The sequence below is a fragment of the Anaeromassilibacillus sp. 1001302B_160321_C8 genome, assembly GCF_015554745.1.
GTDB lineage: Bacteria > Bacillota > Clostridia > Oscillospirales > Acutalibacteraceae > Anaeromassilibacillus > Anaeromassilibacillus stercoravium.
In genome coordinates this window covers 29,928-46,056 of sequence record NZ_JADNJD010000004.1, presented here as the reverse complement: position 1 = coordinate 46,056, position 16,129 = coordinate 29,928, and the positions used below count along the sequence as shown (strand labels likewise).

The 16,129-nt window shown below is 52.1% G+C and carries 22 protein-coding genes; 12 read left to right on the top strand and 10 right to left on the bottom strand.

The window, feature by feature from the left end; translation table 11 throughout:
* Positions 1-13: 13 nt before the first annotated feature.
* The 7 genes from I2E77_RS04050 to I2E77_RS04020 all read right to left on the bottom strand — a co-directional run bounded on the left by I2E77_RS04050 (position 14) and on the right by I2E77_RS04020 (position 3,800).
* Complete coding sequence (locus I2E77_RS04050; protein ID WP_071430704.1) at positions 14-397, bottom strand: MmcQ/YjbR family DNA-binding protein; 384 nt, start codon at positions 395-397, stop codon at positions 14-16.
* 24 nt (positions 398-421) lie between these two features.
* Positions 422-1,000 carry a flavodoxin family protein gene (locus I2E77_RS04045; protein WP_071430702.1) on the bottom strand — a complete coding sequence of 193 codons (579 nt, stop codon included), beginning with the start codon at positions 998-1,000 and terminating at the stop codon, positions 422-424.
* Between the two features lie 37 nt (positions 1,001-1,037).
* Complete coding sequence (locus I2E77_RS04040; protein WP_071430700.1) at positions 1,038-1,454, bottom strand: UPF0158 family protein; 417 nt, start codon at positions 1,452-1,454, stop codon at positions 1,038-1,040.
* Positions 1,455-1,458: 4 nt separating this feature from the next.
* On the bottom strand, positions 1,459-2,445 hold the full coding sequence (locus I2E77_RS14070; RefSeq protein WP_071430698.1) for an SEC-C metal-binding domain-containing protein: 987 nt from the start codon (positions 2,443-2,445) through the stop codon (positions 1,459-1,461).
* Positions 2,442-2,747 carry a carboxylate--amine ligase gene (locus I2E77_RS04030; RefSeq protein ID WP_071430695.1) on the bottom strand — a complete coding sequence of 102 codons (306 nt, stop codon included), beginning with the start codon at positions 2,745-2,747 and terminating at the stop codon, positions 2,442-2,444. Before I2E77_RS04030 ends, I2E77_RS14070 begins: the two co-directional genes overlap by 4 nt.
* Before the next feature lie 43 nt (positions 2,748-2,790).
* Positions 2,791-3,306 (bottom strand): ImmA/IrrE family metallo-endopeptidase, encoded by a 516-nt coding sequence (locus I2E77_RS04025; protein ID WP_071430693.1) that lies wholly within the window; start codon positions 3,304-3,306, stop codon positions 2,791-2,793.
* Positions 3,307-3,377: 71 nt separating this feature from the next.
* A complete protein-coding gene (locus I2E77_RS04020) occupies positions 3,378-3,800 on the bottom strand; it encodes a helix-turn-helix domain-containing protein (RefSeq protein WP_071430691.1) in 423 nt (140 codons plus the stop codon).
* Positions 3,801-4,063: 263 nt separating this feature from the next.
* Between I2E77_RS04020 and I2E77_RS04015 the strand changes: the two genes are divergently transcribed.
* The 12 genes from I2E77_RS04015 (at position 4,064) to I2E77_RS14145 (ending at position 14,015) form a co-directional block, all read left to right on the top strand.
* Positions 4,064-4,315 carry a hypothetical protein gene (locus I2E77_RS04015; RefSeq protein ID WP_071430689.1) on the top strand — a complete coding sequence of 84 codons (252 nt, stop codon included), beginning with the start codon at positions 4,064-4,066 and terminating at the stop codon, positions 4,313-4,315.
* Between the two features lie 2 nt (positions 4,316-4,317).
* The gene (locus I2E77_RS04010) at positions 4,318-5,052 is read left to right on the top strand and encodes an ImmA/IrrE family metallo-endopeptidase (protein ID WP_071430687.1); all 735 of its coding nucleotides are present in this window, start codon (positions 4,318-4,320) and stop codon (positions 5,050-5,052) included.
* Positions 5,049-5,297 carry a hypothetical protein gene (locus I2E77_RS04005; RefSeq protein ID WP_071430685.1) on the top strand — a complete coding sequence of 83 codons (249 nt, stop codon included), beginning with the start codon at positions 5,049-5,051 and terminating at the stop codon, positions 5,295-5,297. Before I2E77_RS04010 ends, I2E77_RS04005 begins: the two co-directional genes overlap by 4 nt.
* 198 nt (positions 5,298-5,495) lie before the next feature.
* A complete protein-coding gene (locus I2E77_RS04000; RefSeq protein WP_071430683.1) occupies positions 5,496-5,972 on the top strand; it encodes a hypothetical protein in 477 nt (158 codons plus the stop codon).
* Positions 5,973-6,527: 555 nt separating this feature from the next.
* Positions 6,528-6,686, top strand: coding sequence for an SHOCT domain-containing protein (locus I2E77_RS03995; RefSeq protein WP_140400354.1), 159 nt, complete (start codon positions 6,528-6,530; stop codon positions 6,684-6,686).
* 193 nt (positions 6,687-6,879) lie between these two features.
* Complete coding sequence (locus I2E77_RS03990; protein ID WP_195450676.1) at positions 6,880-8,442, top strand: recombinase family protein; 1,563 nt, start codon at positions 6,880-6,882, stop codon at positions 8,440-8,442.
* Positions 8,439-9,344, top strand: coding sequence for a recombinase family protein (locus I2E77_RS03985; protein WP_087233717.1), 906 nt, complete (start codon positions 8,439-8,441; stop codon positions 9,342-9,344). Before I2E77_RS03990 ends, I2E77_RS03985 begins: the two co-directional genes overlap by 4 nt.
* Positions 9,301-10,947: a recombinase family protein gene (locus I2E77_RS03980; protein WP_195450675.1), complete on the top strand. Its 1,647-nt coding sequence runs from the start codon at positions 9,301-9,303 to the stop codon at positions 10,945-10,947. Before I2E77_RS03985 ends, I2E77_RS03980 begins: the two co-directional genes overlap by 44 nt.
* A gap of 66 nt (positions 10,948-11,013) precedes the next feature.
* Complete coding sequence (locus tag I2E77_RS03975) at positions 11,014-11,334, top strand: helix-turn-helix domain-containing protein (RefSeq protein WP_087233722.1); 321 nt, start codon at positions 11,014-11,016, stop codon at positions 11,332-11,334.
* Positions 11,335-11,337: 3 nt separating this feature from the next.
* Complete coding sequence (locus tag I2E77_RS03970) at positions 11,338-12,597, top strand: type II toxin-antitoxin system HipA family toxin (protein WP_087233725.1); 1,260 nt, start codon at positions 11,338-11,340, stop codon at positions 12,595-12,597.
* 295 nt (positions 12,598-12,892) lie between these two features.
* The gene (locus I2E77_RS03965) at positions 12,893-13,603 is read left to right on the top strand and encodes a hypothetical protein (RefSeq protein ID WP_087233727.1); all 711 of its coding nucleotides are present in this window, start codon (positions 12,893-12,895) and stop codon (positions 13,601-13,603) included.
* Positions 13,604-13,655: 52 nt separating this feature from the next.
* A complete protein-coding gene (locus I2E77_RS14145; RefSeq protein WP_328245458.1) occupies positions 13,656-14,015 on the top strand; it encodes a HipA domain-containing protein in 360 nt (119 codons plus the stop codon).
* Here the strand turns inward: I2E77_RS14145 and I2E77_RS03960 are convergent.
* Genes I2E77_RS03960 through I2E77_RS03950 form a run of 3 tightly spaced genes read right to left on the bottom strand, consistent with a single transcriptional unit; the run spans position 13,916 to position 16,126 of the window.
* A complete protein-coding gene (locus tag I2E77_RS03960) occupies positions 13,916-14,785 on the bottom strand; it encodes a DUF6551 family protein (protein WP_087233730.1) in 870 nt (289 codons plus the stop codon). The genes I2E77_RS14145 and I2E77_RS03960 overlap by 100 nt on opposite strands.
* The gene (locus I2E77_RS03955) at positions 14,785-15,738 is read right to left on the bottom strand and encodes a hypothetical protein (RefSeq protein WP_087233733.1); all 954 of its coding nucleotides are present in this window, start codon (positions 15,736-15,738) and stop codon (positions 14,785-14,787) included. The genes I2E77_RS03960 and I2E77_RS03955 overlap by 1 nt, the downstream gene beginning before the upstream one ends.
* Positions 15,719-16,126: a hypothetical protein gene (locus tag I2E77_RS03950; RefSeq protein WP_087233736.1), complete on the bottom strand. Its 408-nt coding sequence runs from the start codon at positions 16,124-16,126 to the stop codon at positions 15,719-15,721. The genes I2E77_RS03955 and I2E77_RS03950 overlap by 20 nt, the downstream gene beginning before the upstream one ends.
* Positions 16,127-16,129 lie beyond the last annotated feature (3 nt).

Here is a 16,129-nt window from a genome sequence, read left to right as displayed (position 1 = left end):
CCTTTCAGCGGCATCAGCTTTTCTTGGCTTTCTTTTTCCTCTTGGGCGCTGTTGCGCCATAGCTCATATCCAGCAGCATTTTGATCAGTTCGTCCGGCACACTGCCGTCTAAGGCAACCGAGATCCAGTTTGCCTTGTTCATGTGGTAAGCCGGAAAGATGCCGGGTTCTTTCCGCAGTGAGCCGATGAGGATCGGGTCGCATTTGAGGTTTACCACATCAATAACATCCGAGCCTGCCAGACCCAGCTTGTTTTTGGGAACATCCATCACAAGGGCAAACCATTTGCGGTTGCCCGGATGCCGGAAAACCTCGTTGTTGGGGTATTTTATCCACGGGTGGTTTGCCTCACAGGGATAGGTTTCAAGAATATATTGCTTGAACTGTCCCCGATTCATTCTGCAAACCTCCCGCTGCATTGCTCAATAGATGTGTTTTCCAAATTCATATGCCTCTTGCAGATGGTCGGTCTTGTCAATCTGTGGCTTGCCGTTGGTGTCGCCGCAGCCTCCGGCCAATAGCATCCCTCTGTCATGGAATCCGATGTAGTTGACAAGGGTAAACTGATAGTAAGAAACCGCTTGCTCAAATGTCCAGAAGAAATTGTCAGCGGAGGTCATCAGCAAGGCGCAGTCTTTGGAGGGGTATTTCTCATACCGTCCCAACGGCGGGTTGGGATCTTCCTCTGCGATGCAATAAAAGCGCTCGATCAGCGCCTTTAGCTGAGCGGAAATCGTCCAGAACAGTAAGGGTGAGGCAAAGACAATGCAGTCTGCATCCTTAATTTTGGGAACAAGCTCGTTGAAGCTGTCCTTCTGTACGCAAGGCTTTCCATACCGACAGGCGTTGCATCCCATGCAGCCCTTTACTTCCTGTTTTCTCAGTGAAATAACTTCTACGGTATGCCCCGCTTCTTTCGCACCACGGGCAAAGTGTTCCACCAACTGGGCAGTATTTCCGTTGGGTCTGCCGCCCCCTTGGATAATGAGAATGTTTTTCATCCGGAACCTCTTTTCTGCTCTTGATACAGCTTCCAATTTATTCGTACTCCACATCGTTGTCCCGGCACCAGCGCTCTGCCAGCTCCCGGTAGGCATCCGCCTGATAGTCGTACCACAGCTGCTCGATGCCGTGGAAGCGGATGGTCTGCTTGAAGCGCCGGAATGCACCCCTGCCCCGGATCGCTGCGCCGAGTTCGTTTTTCATCCTTCCCGGCGGGAGGTAGTCCACAAAGGAGTCCATGATGCTGTATTCGTGGATATCATATTTTGTCGGAAAATGCAGGAACCGCTTCGGTTCGTTCTCAACCAGAGCGGCAAGCGCCTCGTCGGTCTCACCAGTGACCCACGCATCGGGCAGATAAACCGTTTCGTTGGTTTTGGTGTCGTAGAGCATCGTGTAGGCATCGCTGGCCTGTTCGATTGCGTCTATGACTGTTTGCAGCTTGATTTTCATATGCTCACCGTCCGCAGCACTTTTTGAACTTCTTACCGCTGCCGCAGGGACAGGGATCATTCCGCCCCACCTTCTTCGGCTTAGCAGCAGTTTGAGCCGCTGCAATCTCTTTCAATAAACTCATACGCAGTTCTTCACTTGGCATATCCATCGTCAAGATCCCCTGCCGCAACTCTTCGGGATTCATGGTTCCGTCCGCAATGGCCTGACGGATGTTCGGACCAAAGGAAAGGGATTTGGGGATGCGTTCTTCCGGGGGAAGTAAGGCAAAAAGTTCATCAGGAGTATGCCCTCGGTTGCATTGCATCCGCACATGGTTGTGAAAGGGGGTATAGACCTCGGCAAAATCGCCTACATCCACTTTGCGGCGGAACTCCACGCCAATCTCATCCAACCGGTTCAGCACATCCTCCAATCCGGCGTTCATGCAGTGGAGGCCATAGTAGATGTCTACGAAAACCGCTTCCATCTTGTCCTCCGGCACGGTGGTTTTGGTCAGGAGGAAGGTGCGGAATGCTTCCGCTTCTGGGGTGTTCTCCCAGTAGAAGGGATTGTCGTAGGCCAGAAGCTCCTTTTTGTCCGGCACATAGTAGGGTTTTCCCTGATGGCCCCGTAAGACCTCGTGATAGGGATCAAGATCCTCGTCGATCAGCTGCACGTCGATGACCTCATATTCCATCAGCTCCGTTTCGGGGCCGTCGTAATAGAGTTCAGACTTGCCGAGGATGTAGTAGTCCTCACACTCATGCCGCGCGATTTCGGCAAAGGCCAGAAACTCCTCCCTGGTTACAAGGGATTTATTCTGGGAGGCGATGATCCCATAGAGCTTGTGCAGGGGGATAATGCCGTACAGATTGGCGGCGGCATTAAAATACTTCCGCAGGAGCCGGGAAGTGGCGTCCTTCAGCGGGATCTCCCGATAGAGGGCGTTCAGTTTTCTTCGCCCGTATATCTCCGGCATCGGGATATAATAGGGTTCCTCTCTGCTCATTCCGCTTCCTCCACGATTCCAAAGTCAATGAGAATATTCTTGTCAGCATGGGTAGGATAGACAATGCCGGTCATCTCGTAGGCGTACCGCTTGGTCTTACGGAAATCCTTTGTCCGCTCCGGAGCGAAGGCGGCGGTCTCATACTTTTCGTATTCCGACAGACCGGCAAGGTCATCCGCAGCTGCCTTGATGAGTGCGTCGGTCACATCGTAGATGTCTTTTCCATACTCCACAGCCACCAGCTCGTGCTTCTTCACATCCTTGTCCAGATTCCCGAAGGAACGATACAGCAAATATTTCATCTTGATTTTCTCCTTTTCGCTTGTCCCGGCAAAACCATCTCGTTCATTTTAAGAAATCGCTTCGGTGTTCCTGTTCACGGAAGCGATACCCCCTCGTGTTCAGCTCTGAGACCTTGAGCGCCACCAAATTGATGTCCGAAGACATTGCCCGCGCAATCTGGCCCACATCGTAGCCGCCGTATATGTATTCCAGAATTTCCTCGTCTGGAAGGGCGATCTGTGCGGCAAACATATTTGCCTCGTATTCCATGCGCTTGTCTCTCATGTCAAAGATATTGAATTCCTGCAGTCCGCCGGCACGGATTGCATCTTTACGGTGGAGGCGGTCATGGCCGATCTCATGGAGCAGAACAATGTCGTGCATCACGGGGTCGAGATGTTTATTGATAAAGATATAGCGGTTTCGTTCAATGACCATGTATGCGCCTTTTTGACGGGAGAAATCACGAGACATGACGATCAGCCCCAGCTCCCTTGCGATCCGGTCAGCATTTCTCGTGCCGCATTGCCGCACAATACGGTTGGCTTTTTGAATGGCTTCCTCCGCTCGAATCAGCATAGTGGTATCACCCCTTCCGGGCAGAATGGTACTGTTTCAATATAACAGATGAAAAGTCCCATAGAGCGGGCTTACTTCGTTCCTTCCTGCTGTTTCAGATACTTTTGGGGCGTGTATTTCTTGTTTCGCTTCTTCGCATCGATATAGGCTTCCTGAATGGCAAGCATCATCTCATCCATATCTTCTTCTGCCATCTCGCCTCCGGAAAAGGCTACCCTTACTTCTTTTAGCAGTCGCTCGGCGCCCTTCTTGCCCCGATAGCCATATTGCTGCCCCGCCATTGCGATGAAATCGTCGCCCTCGTTGTGCAGATAGTCTGCATCGCAGCCGAGAATCCGGGCAAGAATGCCATACACCTCGCGGTTCTGGGGGTATGTGCTGCCCTTTTCATAGTTGGTGATCGTCTTGAGTCCTACTCCCGCCAGTTTCGCAAGTTCCGCCTGAGTAAGTCCCTTTTCCTTGCGCAGTACGCGGAGCTTTTCTCCGAACCTCATAGTATATCCTCCTACCTGTAAGCGTGATAATATGCAATCTATTTGCGTTTTCCGCCTAAAAGTGCTTGACACAAGCAATCCGTTTACATATAATGATAATACGCAATCGCTTTACGCATTTATTGTATATCGGTTTGCGTGTCCCGTCAAGAGTGCGCAGACCAAAATGTGATGTTCGTTTTCGTTTGGACTGAAATTGGTAACGGACACCGGGCAACGAGAAAGTTGCCGGTGCCCGTTATGTGTAGCAAGGAGTGAGAAACATGAGTGCACACTGCAGGAAAGCCTATGTCTCGGTCAATCTGGATGTGGATCAGGAGGGCGTATTCCATCCGCGCTTCATCCGGTGGAAAAACGGCCTAATTTTTCAGATCGATCAGGTACTCTATAAGTGCCGTGCCTCTTCCAAAAAGGTGGGTGGCGGCGGCATTCGCTATACGGTGCTGATCCGTGGCAGAGAATCCTATCTGTTTCAGGAGGGCAGCAAGTGGTTTGTTGAAGCAAAGGAGACCTAACGATGATCTTATCCCAGAAGAAAATCGAAGAAATTGCAGTAGCCGTAACCAAGGATTTCAATGAGTTCTTTTTCGGCAGCGAAACCAAGGACATCCGACGAATGGCACGAGGGACACCGATTGACCAGTTCGCCAAGGAATACCTTGGCTTGGAAGTGTCGTTTGCCCATCTTTCCCCGGATGGAAGCATCTGTGGTCTGACCGCCTATGCGGATACCGAGTATATCACGGAAGAGATGGGCGTGAAGCGAACCATCCCACTCAGGAAAAATCAAATTCTGATGGACACCAGCTTTATTCAACCCGGACAAGTCCAAAAGCTCTGCGGCAAGAGACGCTTTACCCTTGCCCATGAGTGCGCACATCAGATTTTGTTCCAGATGGAAAGTGAAACTGCGCAGTCAGCCTATGCAAAGAAATACTCGGCACGGACAGTGTATTCGCTCCGCGACTTAAAGACTCGCGAGGACTGGAATGAATGGCAGGCTAATGTCCTTGGCGCGGCCATCCTTATGCCGCAAAAAGAAATTGATCTTGCCATGTGGTATTTTGCCGGTGGCAAGAAGTTAATCAATTACGAGGGGGTGTTCGCATATCGTGACAAGTTATCACTGTCTCTTTTGTGTAGGCAGTTTGCCGTGTCGAAGTCGGCGGCTGTAATCCGGCTGAGACATCTCGGTTACATTGAGGATCGTCCGTACCGGGAATATTCAGATCCCTTGGAGGTGTGGGCATGAAAAAGAATATCCGCATCTCTGAGCCGTCTGAGGAAATGATGGAGAAGATCCGAAAAGCGCGTCATGCCATCGCAAACCAAAAAACAAGGATGGTGAAATGTCCCTTCTGTGGACACAATTCAATCGCTGTATTTGAGGACACCAGAGGCCATGTCCAAGCAAAGTGCAAACGCTGTGGACAGGAGACCGTCTTTAATGTCCTCAGTATGAGACGGTTAAAACTTCGCTTTTATCAAGACCGATAAGGGCAGAGATTAACAAATAAATATTGATAGCTGTGCTGTGGAGCCGCTGACTGGTGAGTCTTCCTAATGCCGCATGATCAGATGTTTCCAAAATGGAAACACCTGATTTATCGGTATGGAATTACACGCTCACCGTCATGCGGCTCTTTTTGTTGCCTCGTCATTCCGCTGCTTCGCACCAGCGGAAAGGACGAAGCAATGAAAGGAATCCCGAAAACCCCAGTCGAGTTCGACTATGACCTCTGGACAACGGAGGACGGCAAGTGCATGGTGCGGATCAAGGCTACTGGCGAGGTAACAGAGGTGGAGCGCACTGTGATGCAGGTGTTGCGTTCGGAGGAAAAGCGGTTCCGTCGAGCAATGTCACTGGATCAGGAAGCGGATAGAGACGGCATATCCAAACCAACGATTCTATCGCTGGATGTGCTCCCTGAAGATGTGACAGACTCCAACTGGTTGGCTGATACGGTCGATTACACAGAAGAAATCTCCACGAAGCTGCTGGAACAAAGACTGCGAGAGAGCCTGACTCCTACCCAATATGGAATTTACCAGGCTTGCATTCTGAATGGGATCAGTTACAAGGCTTATGCGGATCAAATGGGAGTCAGTTATCAGAGCGTCCAGAATGCAATCCGACTCATTCAGAAAAAAGCGAAAAATATTTTTGGGTGATGGTTGTGATTTGCTGAAAAAATGTCCGTTGTAAAGTGAAGGGGTTCTTCGGACGCCTTCATTGAACCTTTTCAACTGAATATCCGGCAGCTAAATAACATCAGCGGATGAGCGAGCGATGCGGACGGTGCGCGATGACCACCTGTAGGGGAGAAAGGGGCAAAGCCCTCTTTCTCTTCTATCAATGACGGCCAATAAGGTGCCCAGCGGGTCCACCGATCCAAAAGCAGGCGTGGCAGTCTGTTTCGTCAAGACCTCATCCGCCTACAATGGTACCCCTGCCCAGCCACAGTCTCAAGCAATGGGGGCAGCTCGGAGAGATCCTCGGAGGGGTTCGATTCCCGGAGTGCGGCGCCCGCCGCAGTTTAGATGTCCGCCCTGGCCTGGGGAAGTAGTGTCGAATACAGGCAAAAAAAGACGAACAATCGTCTTGATATCAGAAGCAATGGGGGTCACCCACTATGTAGCGAAGTAAGCCAACACTGCCGCAACCAGACGGGGTGGCCCCTATTTTTGTGGTATCAATTCAATTTTGCAGTTAGGAGGGATCACACCATGATTACCATGTCACAAACCAAAAGTGCAAACTATCTGTTTATCGTGGTCGTGCTGAAATCGATGCGGAACAGCGGTGTGATCACCGCCGCTGAATACGAGCGAGCCAAGCGATATTACCAGAAGCTTACCGGCTCGGATCTTGTTATTGCGGATTAGGATGTCAGGACGGCATCGTCTAATCTGATGGAGTTTGCACGGCGCAGTCTGTTGACTATGTAGAAATTTCCTGATCTGCATTTATTCAATGGATTTTATCTTCTTCTTGAATATAATGTTGCTTGAACCGTAAAAGTGGATTGTACCAAAATGTAGTACAATCCAAAATTCAGCCAGAAAGGGGATTCTGCTGATGCCACAGGCCAAACTCATCTCGCCCATCACCAGACAGGAAATTCGGAAAGTCCGAGTCGCTGCCTACTGCCGGGTATCTTCCAATTCAGCAGATCAGCAGAACTCCTATGCCAACCAGATTCGGGTCTATACCAGCCTCATTCAGAGAAAAAAAGAGTGGGAACTGGTGGAGATCTTCGCGGATGAAGGGCTGTCTGGCATGAAAGCGCAGAACCGAACCGAATTCCAGCGAATGATCAAGATGTGCGAACAGCACCAAATCGACCTGATCGTCACCAAGTCCGTCTCCCGCTTCGCCCGAAACGCCAAGGAGTCTCTGGAATATGTCCGGAAGCTGAAGCTGCTCGGCGTGGGGGTGCAGTTCGAGAAAGAGGGAATCTACACTCTGGCCCTCGGGGATGAAATGCTCCTCAATACCTTCTCTGCCATTGCGCAGGAGGAGTCCAAGGCTATTTCCCAGAACCAGCGGCTCTCCATCGTAAAGCGGATGCAGTTGGGCGAGTATGTGGACAGCAACGCTCCCTACGGTTTCCGGCTGGTGGATAAGGCGCTGGTGGTCTATGAACCGGAGGCAGCCATCGTCCGCATGATGTTTGAAAACTATCTGAGCGGCCAGTCTACATCGGAGATCGCCCGCGACCTTAACAGCCGCGGCATCAAAACCAAGACCGGAAAATCCCTCTGGCGCTCCACCAAGGTGGCATACATCCTTGGGAATGAACGGTATTGCGGCGATTGCAAATACCAGAAAACCTACCGTGACACCACGGTCCCGTTCAAACAGTTCCGAAATCGAGGCCAGGAGGATATGTTCTACGCCTCCATGACCCACGCTCCGCTCATTGATCGGGAGACCTTCGACAAGGTCCAGACCCTCCTGAAAAAGCGCCAGGACATCTTTGGGAAATCCACAGCGCAAAATATCTATCCTCTTACGAGCCGCATTCAGTGTTCTGAGTGCGGCTCGTATTTTCGCAGGCGGCAGGTTTCCGGGACCGCCAAGTGGGGATGTTCCAAACACATTCAGGATCGCACCCAATGCGACTCGAACTACTACAGTGAGGATCGAATCTACGACGCCTTCATCGCCATGGTCAACAAGCTTCGGTTCTCTGAATACGACATTCTGGGGCAAACCCTGCTCCGCCTGGAATCCGCCGAGCTGAAGCAAAAGCGGAAAAACACAGCCGCAAGGGAGATCAGCCGGAGCATCGCAGATCTCAATGCCAAGCTGGTGATGGTGGAACAGCTCCATGCAAAAGGATACCTCAAAGACGAGGTCCACAAAGCCCAGGTGCAGGATATCAACGACCAACTGCGCCAACTGAAGCGTGAGCGCCAGTATGAATTCTCCTCGGGCATCACCGATATGATCGAGGAAGTGACACGGCTGAAAAAACTGCTGGAGGAGTTGGAAGAACCCCTGGACCGATTCGATGAAAAGCTGTTTGCCGAGATTGTCCAGGCCGTCCGCATAACCCGCCGGGATGAAATGACGGTCACCCTCATCGGCGGGCTGCGATTTACAGAAATGCTCCGACGGAGAGGAACCTCAAAATGAAGAAGATACGCTATATCCCATACGGTTACACTATGCGGAACGGAAGGACAGTCATCGCACAGGATGAAGCTATGGTCATCCGTGAGATATTCAGCGCCTACATCAACGGCGCTTCCCTCCAAAGCATTGCCGAACTGTTGACTGAAAGGAAGATCCCCTACAGCGAGAGGACGGATGTGTGGGATAAAGCCCGTATCGCAAGAATCATAGGAAACGCCAAATACCTCGGAGATGGAGAATATGACCCCATCATCGAGGAGGAGCAGTATGAGGAGGCTGCTGCGGTGCGGACAGCCCGCCAGCGGAACACCTTCGAGAAAAATCTGGAGGGGATCGACCTGCTCCGGAACCGGGTCCGGTGCGCGGAATGCGGGGCGCCAATGCGGAGGAGAGTAAGCAACAGGCACCGGATTCGGGAAAGCTGGGAATGCACCAATGCGGATTGCGGACAGCGCATACGAATTTCCGATACGCATCTGCTGGAAAAGGTGACGATCCTGATGAACCGCATCATCGCTAACAGCCACCTGCTCATACCCCGCCCCAAAAAACGAAGGGAGTTGTCGGCAGAGGCTCAGCAAATCAACAGGGAAATCGATGCCGAACTGGAGCGGGATAATCCCAGTGACGCCCTGGTCATCGCCAAAACAATTGAGATGGCGGAGCAGCTGTACGCAGAGAGCGATACACATCTGCAGATCGCCGCATCCATCGCCCGAAAACGTGTGCGCATGATGACGCCCCAGGAGGAATTCAGTCCGGCCTACTTTAGTGACATCGTCGCCTATCTGACGCTGGGAAGCGGAGGACAGGTGATCCTACATACCAAGACCGACGTAGAGATCGGAGGGGATGAAAATGAATGTAACCAGGATACCGAAAAAGACCATATCGGTCATTGAGCCGAAGCGCTCGCTGATCGTCAACAAGGAGCAATATCACCAGCGCCGGGTTGCCGCCTACTGCCGGGTATCCACTGACAGCGAGGAACAGCTTACCTCCTACACCAACCAGAAAAAAGTGTACACCGAAATGATTGCCGCCAAGCCGGAGTGGGAATTTGCCGGCCTGTACGCTGATGAGGGCATCTCAGGAACTCGAGCAGATAAACGGCCCCAGTTCCAAAAGATGATCAACGACTGCCTGGCAGGAAAAATCGACTATATCATCACCAAGTCGGTCTCCAGATTTGCCAGAAACACTGTTGACTGCCTGGACCATGTGCGTATGCTCAGGGCAAGAGGGATTGGCATCTACTTCGAGGAGCAAAATATAGACACACTGCAAATCGACAGCGAGCTCTATCTGGTCATCTACGCAGGGTTCGCACAGTCTGAATCCGAAAGCATCAGCAAGAATGTCACATGGAGCTTTCGGAAACGATTCCAGGACGGCAAGCCCGTATTCAATTATAAGTGCCTGCTTGGATACCGAAAGGGCGAGGACGGAGAACCGGAGATCGTCCCGGAGGAGGCATCCATCGTGGAGAGAATCTTCAATATGTACCTGTCAGGTGAAACCATCAACCGGATCTCAACCAAACTCAGAGAAGAGAATCTCCAGATACCAGGAAAACGATTCTCCTTCTCTGCGAGCATGATTAAGGGTATTCTCCGGAATGAACGATACTGCGGGGACAGCATCCTTCAAAAGACGGTCACAATTGACTGTATTGGCAAGGTCCGTCGCAAAAACACGGGTGAGGCACCCATGTACTATGTACAGAATAGCCATGTTGGTATCATCAGCCGAGAGCTCTTTCACAAAACGCAGGAAGAACTCGCCAGGCGGATGAGTCGGGAGCCAAACTCCACCAAAGCAGCCACTACGGCCACCGGAAAATACTCCCGGTATGCGCTGTCCAATGTGATGATCTGCGCCGAATGCAGGAGCCGATACAAGCGCGTGACCTGGACATCCCGTGGGAAAAAGCGGGTGGTCTGGCGCTGCATCAATCGATTGGACTACGGAAAGCGGTACTGCAAGTCCTCCCCTACAGTAGACGAGGAAGCGCTCCATGCTGCTATCGTCCGGGCGGTCAACCGCTTCAATGAGGAAGACGAGGCCACCTATCTGGCACTTATGAGGGCGACCATTGGGGAGGCCATCGGGCTGAACGGGAACAGCGATGAAATCGACCTGCTTCGCCGAAAAATCGATGGTCTGAACCGCAAAATGGTGTCCCTCATCAATGAGAGCGTAGAGAGCGGCGAGGGCATTGAAAGCCATGAGGCGGAATTCAAGGAGCTTTCCGATACCATCGAACTCCTGCAAGGGAGAATCAAAAAGCTGGAGGACGCCCTCCTCTCGGACCAGGGGAATGATGGCCGCATCCTCCAGCTGCAGCAAATCATCGCAGATCGTGCGTCGAGAAAGATGGAGTACGACGATACCATCGTCCACCAGATGATCGAGTGCGTAAAGGTATATCCCGACGGCAGGCTGGACATCATCTTCGGCGGCGGGTATCTCATCGAGGAAGCGCTCAATGAGGAAAACAAATAACTTCAAATATAATTGACATAATCGCCAAGGTAATATACTATAATGTATGTTAGGAGGCGATGATGTATGGGCAAAAGAGCGGCGGTCATCATGCCGCAGACAAGAAAGATTCTGGAGCAGATGGGTGAGCAGATCCGCCTTGCCCGCCTGCGCCGGAAGCTGAGTCTGGAACTGGTGGCGGAGCGGGCGGGGATCAGCCGGGCCACCCTCATCTCCATCGAGAAGGGTGCGCCCACGGTATCCATCGGCTCCTATGCCGCCGTGCTGCACGCACTGAACAATATGGACAGCGACCTGCTGCTTATTGCCAAAGATGATGAATTCGGCAGGAAGCTGCAAGACCTGGCGCTGCCTACCAGACGGCGGGCGCCCAAGAAAGGAGAGTAGCCCATGGCGCAGGACGAAAAGACCATCTATGTATATGAAAATTGGCGTGGAGAGACCCCCACCCTGATGGGGCGGCTCCGCTGCAGCTTTATCCGGGGGCAGGAAACCTTCTCCTTCGAGTATGACCCCGCCTGGCTGACATCCGCCGAGAGTTCCTTCTCTCTGGACCCGGATCTGGCCCTCTACCGGGGACGGCAGTATGTGCCGCTGGACAAGCGGCTCTTCGGGCTGTTCGCCGACTCCTGCCCGGACCGCTGGGGCCGCCTGCTGATGCGGCGCAAGGAGGCAATTGACGCCAGAAAAGAAGACCGAAAGCCCCGAAACCTCACAGAAAGCGATTTCCTGCTGGGGGTCTACGATGAATCCCGCATGGGGGCACTGCGGTTCAGCCTGGAAGAGGGGGGAGACTTTCTCTCCAACGACAAGTCCTTCGCAACGCCGCCCTGGGTTCATCTTCGGACACTGGAAAACGCCTCTATCGCCTTTGAGAATGACGAAAGCGGCCTGAACGAAACATGGCTGCGGGAGCTTCTGGCCCCCGGTTCCTCTCTGGGCGGAGCAAGGCCCAAGGCCACGGTGCAGGCAGCGGACGGCGCTTTGTGGATCGCCAAGTTTCCGTCTAAGCACGATGAATCCAACAGCGGCGCATGGGAGAAGGTCGTGCATGACCTGGCGCGGCTGTGCGGATTGAATGTCCCGGAATCCAGGCTGGAGACCTTCTCCAAGACCGGCAGCACCTTCCTGGTCAAGCGATTTGACCGGGATGGCCGCCGCCGTATCCATTTTGCCTCCGCCATGACTCTGCTGGGAAAAACCGACGGAGCCTCTGCGGCGGACGGGAGCAGTTATCTGGATCTGGCGGCGTTCATCCGCGCCAATGGGGCGGCTCCCAGGCAGGATCTGGCTGAGCTGTGGAAACGGATCGTATTCAGTATGGCGGTGTCCAACACCGACGACCACCTGCGCAACCACGGTTTCCTCCTGACTCTCACCGGCTGGCGACTGGCTCCGCTCTACGATGTAAACCCAGTCCCCACAGGCGACCGTCTCTCCCTCAATGTGAGCGAGTACGACAACACCATCGACCTGGATCTGGCGCTGGAGGTCGCTGACTACTTCGGCTTATCTCCCCAGGAGGCTCAGCAGGCGGCGGAGGAGATCTGCAAAACCGTATCCGGACACTGGGAGCAGCTGGCCGGACAGTATGGCCTCAGTCGGGGCGCTGTGGAATATATGCGCCCGGCCTTTTCCCTCCGGCCATGAAATTAAAAATGGACCATTCCCACAGGAACCGTCTCCATCGAAGTTAGGTTTCTTCGGAATACGCTTTACAGTCATAGCGTGTGTTGGCATCGCATCCAAATCAAAGGCAAAGACATTGTAATGGGGGACTGCACCAATTGTCTCCCTCACAGTGGTTACCGATACTGCAGATGGTATTATGGACATGACCATGTACGCGGCTGCGAGTTCGGCGGAAATAAAGATAGTGGCAGCATGGATTAATTATCCGCGAAATTTACAAGTTCTCTTACAGAACACGATAGGAGGTGCGCTTATGAGTTTAAAAGGTAAACTCACAGCTTTAGCTGGTGCTAAAATCGCCGAAAAAGTCATACCGAAAGGATCGGTAGATGGGGTGGTAAACTCCGTGCTGAATAAACTCGGTCAAGCCACAGGGCAGAAAACTGCGGCCGAACATATCCAGGGAATCAAGAAAAATTTCCTGGTTATCAAATCAAAGTCCTATTCCATAGGCACGATGGTCGGCCTCTTTACTGGGAAAACGCCTGATATGAATGATTATCTTGGGCGTTATCAAATTGTTGACGGCAATGGTACGCTCAAGTATAAATCTAACGCTGAGAACACTATCACCGACCGTGAAATCTTGGATTTGTTTGATGCAAACGGAAATAAAATCGGCTATGTTAAAGAGCATCTGATTTCTACAGGTGTTCCGTTGTTTGAAAAAGAGGTGAAGAAATGCACGGTATTCTTGGGTAAAGAAAAAATCGCATTGCTAAAAAAATATGTGTCATTTGGTAATCTGGAGTTCGAGGTTCTTGAAGGTAGTGTCAAAATCACACACCAGGAAGGCAAGAGTTTCAAAATCCAATATAAGGGTAAGCAGGTAGCTACTCTGCATGATTGTCCTTTAAATCTTAAGGATGGCTATGCCGATAAATTCGTTATGGAGTATGATAATTCTGAAGATGAAGTCATTGCAATTCTGCTTGCAACAGCAATCGACCTTATAAATACATAAATCTTTTAAGCATGAACGATGTATCTACCAACGGCGAATGGGGTAAGGTCGCATAATCTGGGGCGGCTGTGGATTAGATGTCCCGGAATCCAGCCCGAAGACCTTCTCCAAGGTCGGCAGTACCTTCCAGGTCAAGCAATTTGACAGGAACGGTCGCCTCCGCATCCACTTCGCCTCCGCTATGACACTACTGAGAAAAACCGATAGAGCCTCTGCGGCGGACGGGAGCAGTTATCTGGATCTGGCGGCGTTCATCTACCCTCCGGCCATGAAATCACAAGCGGACGATTCCCTGGGGAGTCGTCCGCTTGTTTATTCCTCGGGGTTATCTCCGAAGGAGTCCTCGTTCTCCTCCTCATCCAGATCTGTATCAATGTCCAGCCCTTCACTGTTCCCCACATTCTTCTCGTAGAGCCTGGTCCACTTAAGCGGATATTTACACTTTCGGTTGTAGGCAATAAGCATGGCCTCGGCATACCCCATGGAGCCGGGCCGCCGCTCCTTGGCGGTTCTGGAGAGCAGCTTTACCGACATCTCGCCCACCTTTTCCTTGAAGTTTTCATCCTTCAGCGCATCTCCAAAGGTATGGACCAGGCGGGCAATGCCGTTGAGCATATTAGCGGAGAGAGAATTCATATCGCCCTCCCAAGTGCCCACACAGAGCCGAAGTGTCCGGTCCAGAACATGATAGCCGAACTTGTCGTAGATGCTTTCCAACGTGGACACAGCGCAAACCACCCCATAGTTTCTGACTTGGCCAATGGAAAGCGAGTAGGACTCCACCAGATCCCGGATAATGAGCTGTTTCTGATTTCCGGCTTCGATATTTGCCATGAACACCTCATAGGGCTTTAAGGGTTTCACGAACTTCATCTGATTGGCGAAGATATCCGCCTCGTGCTCATAGTTGAGATCGTCGTAGATCATGCACCAGACCGGCGTGTCCCGAGAACCGGAGGCCAGCGCGACGATCTCCACCGTGTGCTGCCCATTGAACACATAGTTGACGCCGTTTCGTCGGCTTACCTTGACCGGATTGATCTGATATAGATCAAAGTGGGCTGCCGCATTCAGTACATGCTGTTCGGATATGTTTCGCTGATACTCCTGGTTGGACACCAGATTTTTAATGGGGATCTGCTCGAAATGGACATTGGGTACAAACATGCTGAAATCAGCCATTAGGAATCCTCCTCAATTGCCGCGAGCATCTCCTGCACCTTTTCTCCCAGCGCTGTTAAGGCTGCCTGCAAGTTCTCCTTGGCTGCGGGAGAGATGGATGCGAGATGCGCCATATTTCTGGTTCGCTCGATGGAGCTCATCCAGGAGGGAATGGTGAGGGTCAGTCCAGCCACCTCCGCATCCGGATCATAGGCGGGCATCGTCTTGATGGCAGGCTGCTCCGCCGCCTGTATGCCGGGCTTAGAAGACGCCTCGGTGGAGAGGCTGCGCCGTGAATCGCTGTATCGGGCAAAGGCATAGGGATTGTTCCCGATTTTCTTACTGAGTTCCTTCAGCTCCGCAGGGGCCATCTCCGCCAGTGCCACAATGTTTTCGAAGGATATCTTGTATGTCCCCGACAGGATGTGGGGAATCAATTCCGGCGCGGTTTTTGCAATCGCATCCAGCGCCACGCTGTATTTTGCATATTTTTGGACCGTTGCTCCAGACACATGATGCTCCTTTCCCAGACGGGCGGCGGTTCGTCGACTGCTCTCTTCCTCTACCGGACGGCCTCTTCCAACTGTGGCGAGGGGATTTGGGCAGTACTGATTATAGCCGTTCTCATTCCGGTGCGCTTTCTTTTCCGCCTCATACTGCCTGCCGATCAGATACTTCTTCGTCTCCTCTGAAATGTTGCGGCGACCGAGTTGATTGGAGCAGATCCAGGCGATTGCCGCATCCCGGTTTGGAAAAACCTGTTCTTTTACGCCATAAGGGATTTTCAATTTATTGCAGATCTCGTATCGGTTATGTCCGTCTACAATGGTACCGTCCCAAACAACGATGGCCTCCCGGCAGCCCTCCATCACCAGATTCAGCTCCAGCTGCCGGTATTCCTCCCGCCGGAGAGGTCGAATCAGGTTTTTGAATTCCGGATCGATCCTGAGTTCCCTAAACCCCTTCTCTTCCATATTGCCTCCTGCGCTCCTGCGGTTTCACGGTTTGGAGGGAAAAATAGGCGACCCGGTTCACCGAATCGATCTCTCCTGTCAAATGATAATTGAACCGCAGATCGAAGCCACCGACAATCTCCGACAGATTGCTCAGCAAGGTAGAACTATAAAACTCTACGGATTGGTTGGTGTGAAAGCTGACACTGGACAATCGAACCTTATTTGCCGTTCCCCCAATCATAGGCTTGTCCGAGCCAAGAACGGCGATATAAAGTTCTTCCGGATTCACTAAAAACTGCACATAGGCAGGACTGCCCAGGCGGCGTATGGTTTTCTTGTGGATGCGGATTCGATTGCGAAATGGATCAAGGGTCAGCGAGGCTTGCGGTTGATTTTCTCGACTCATATT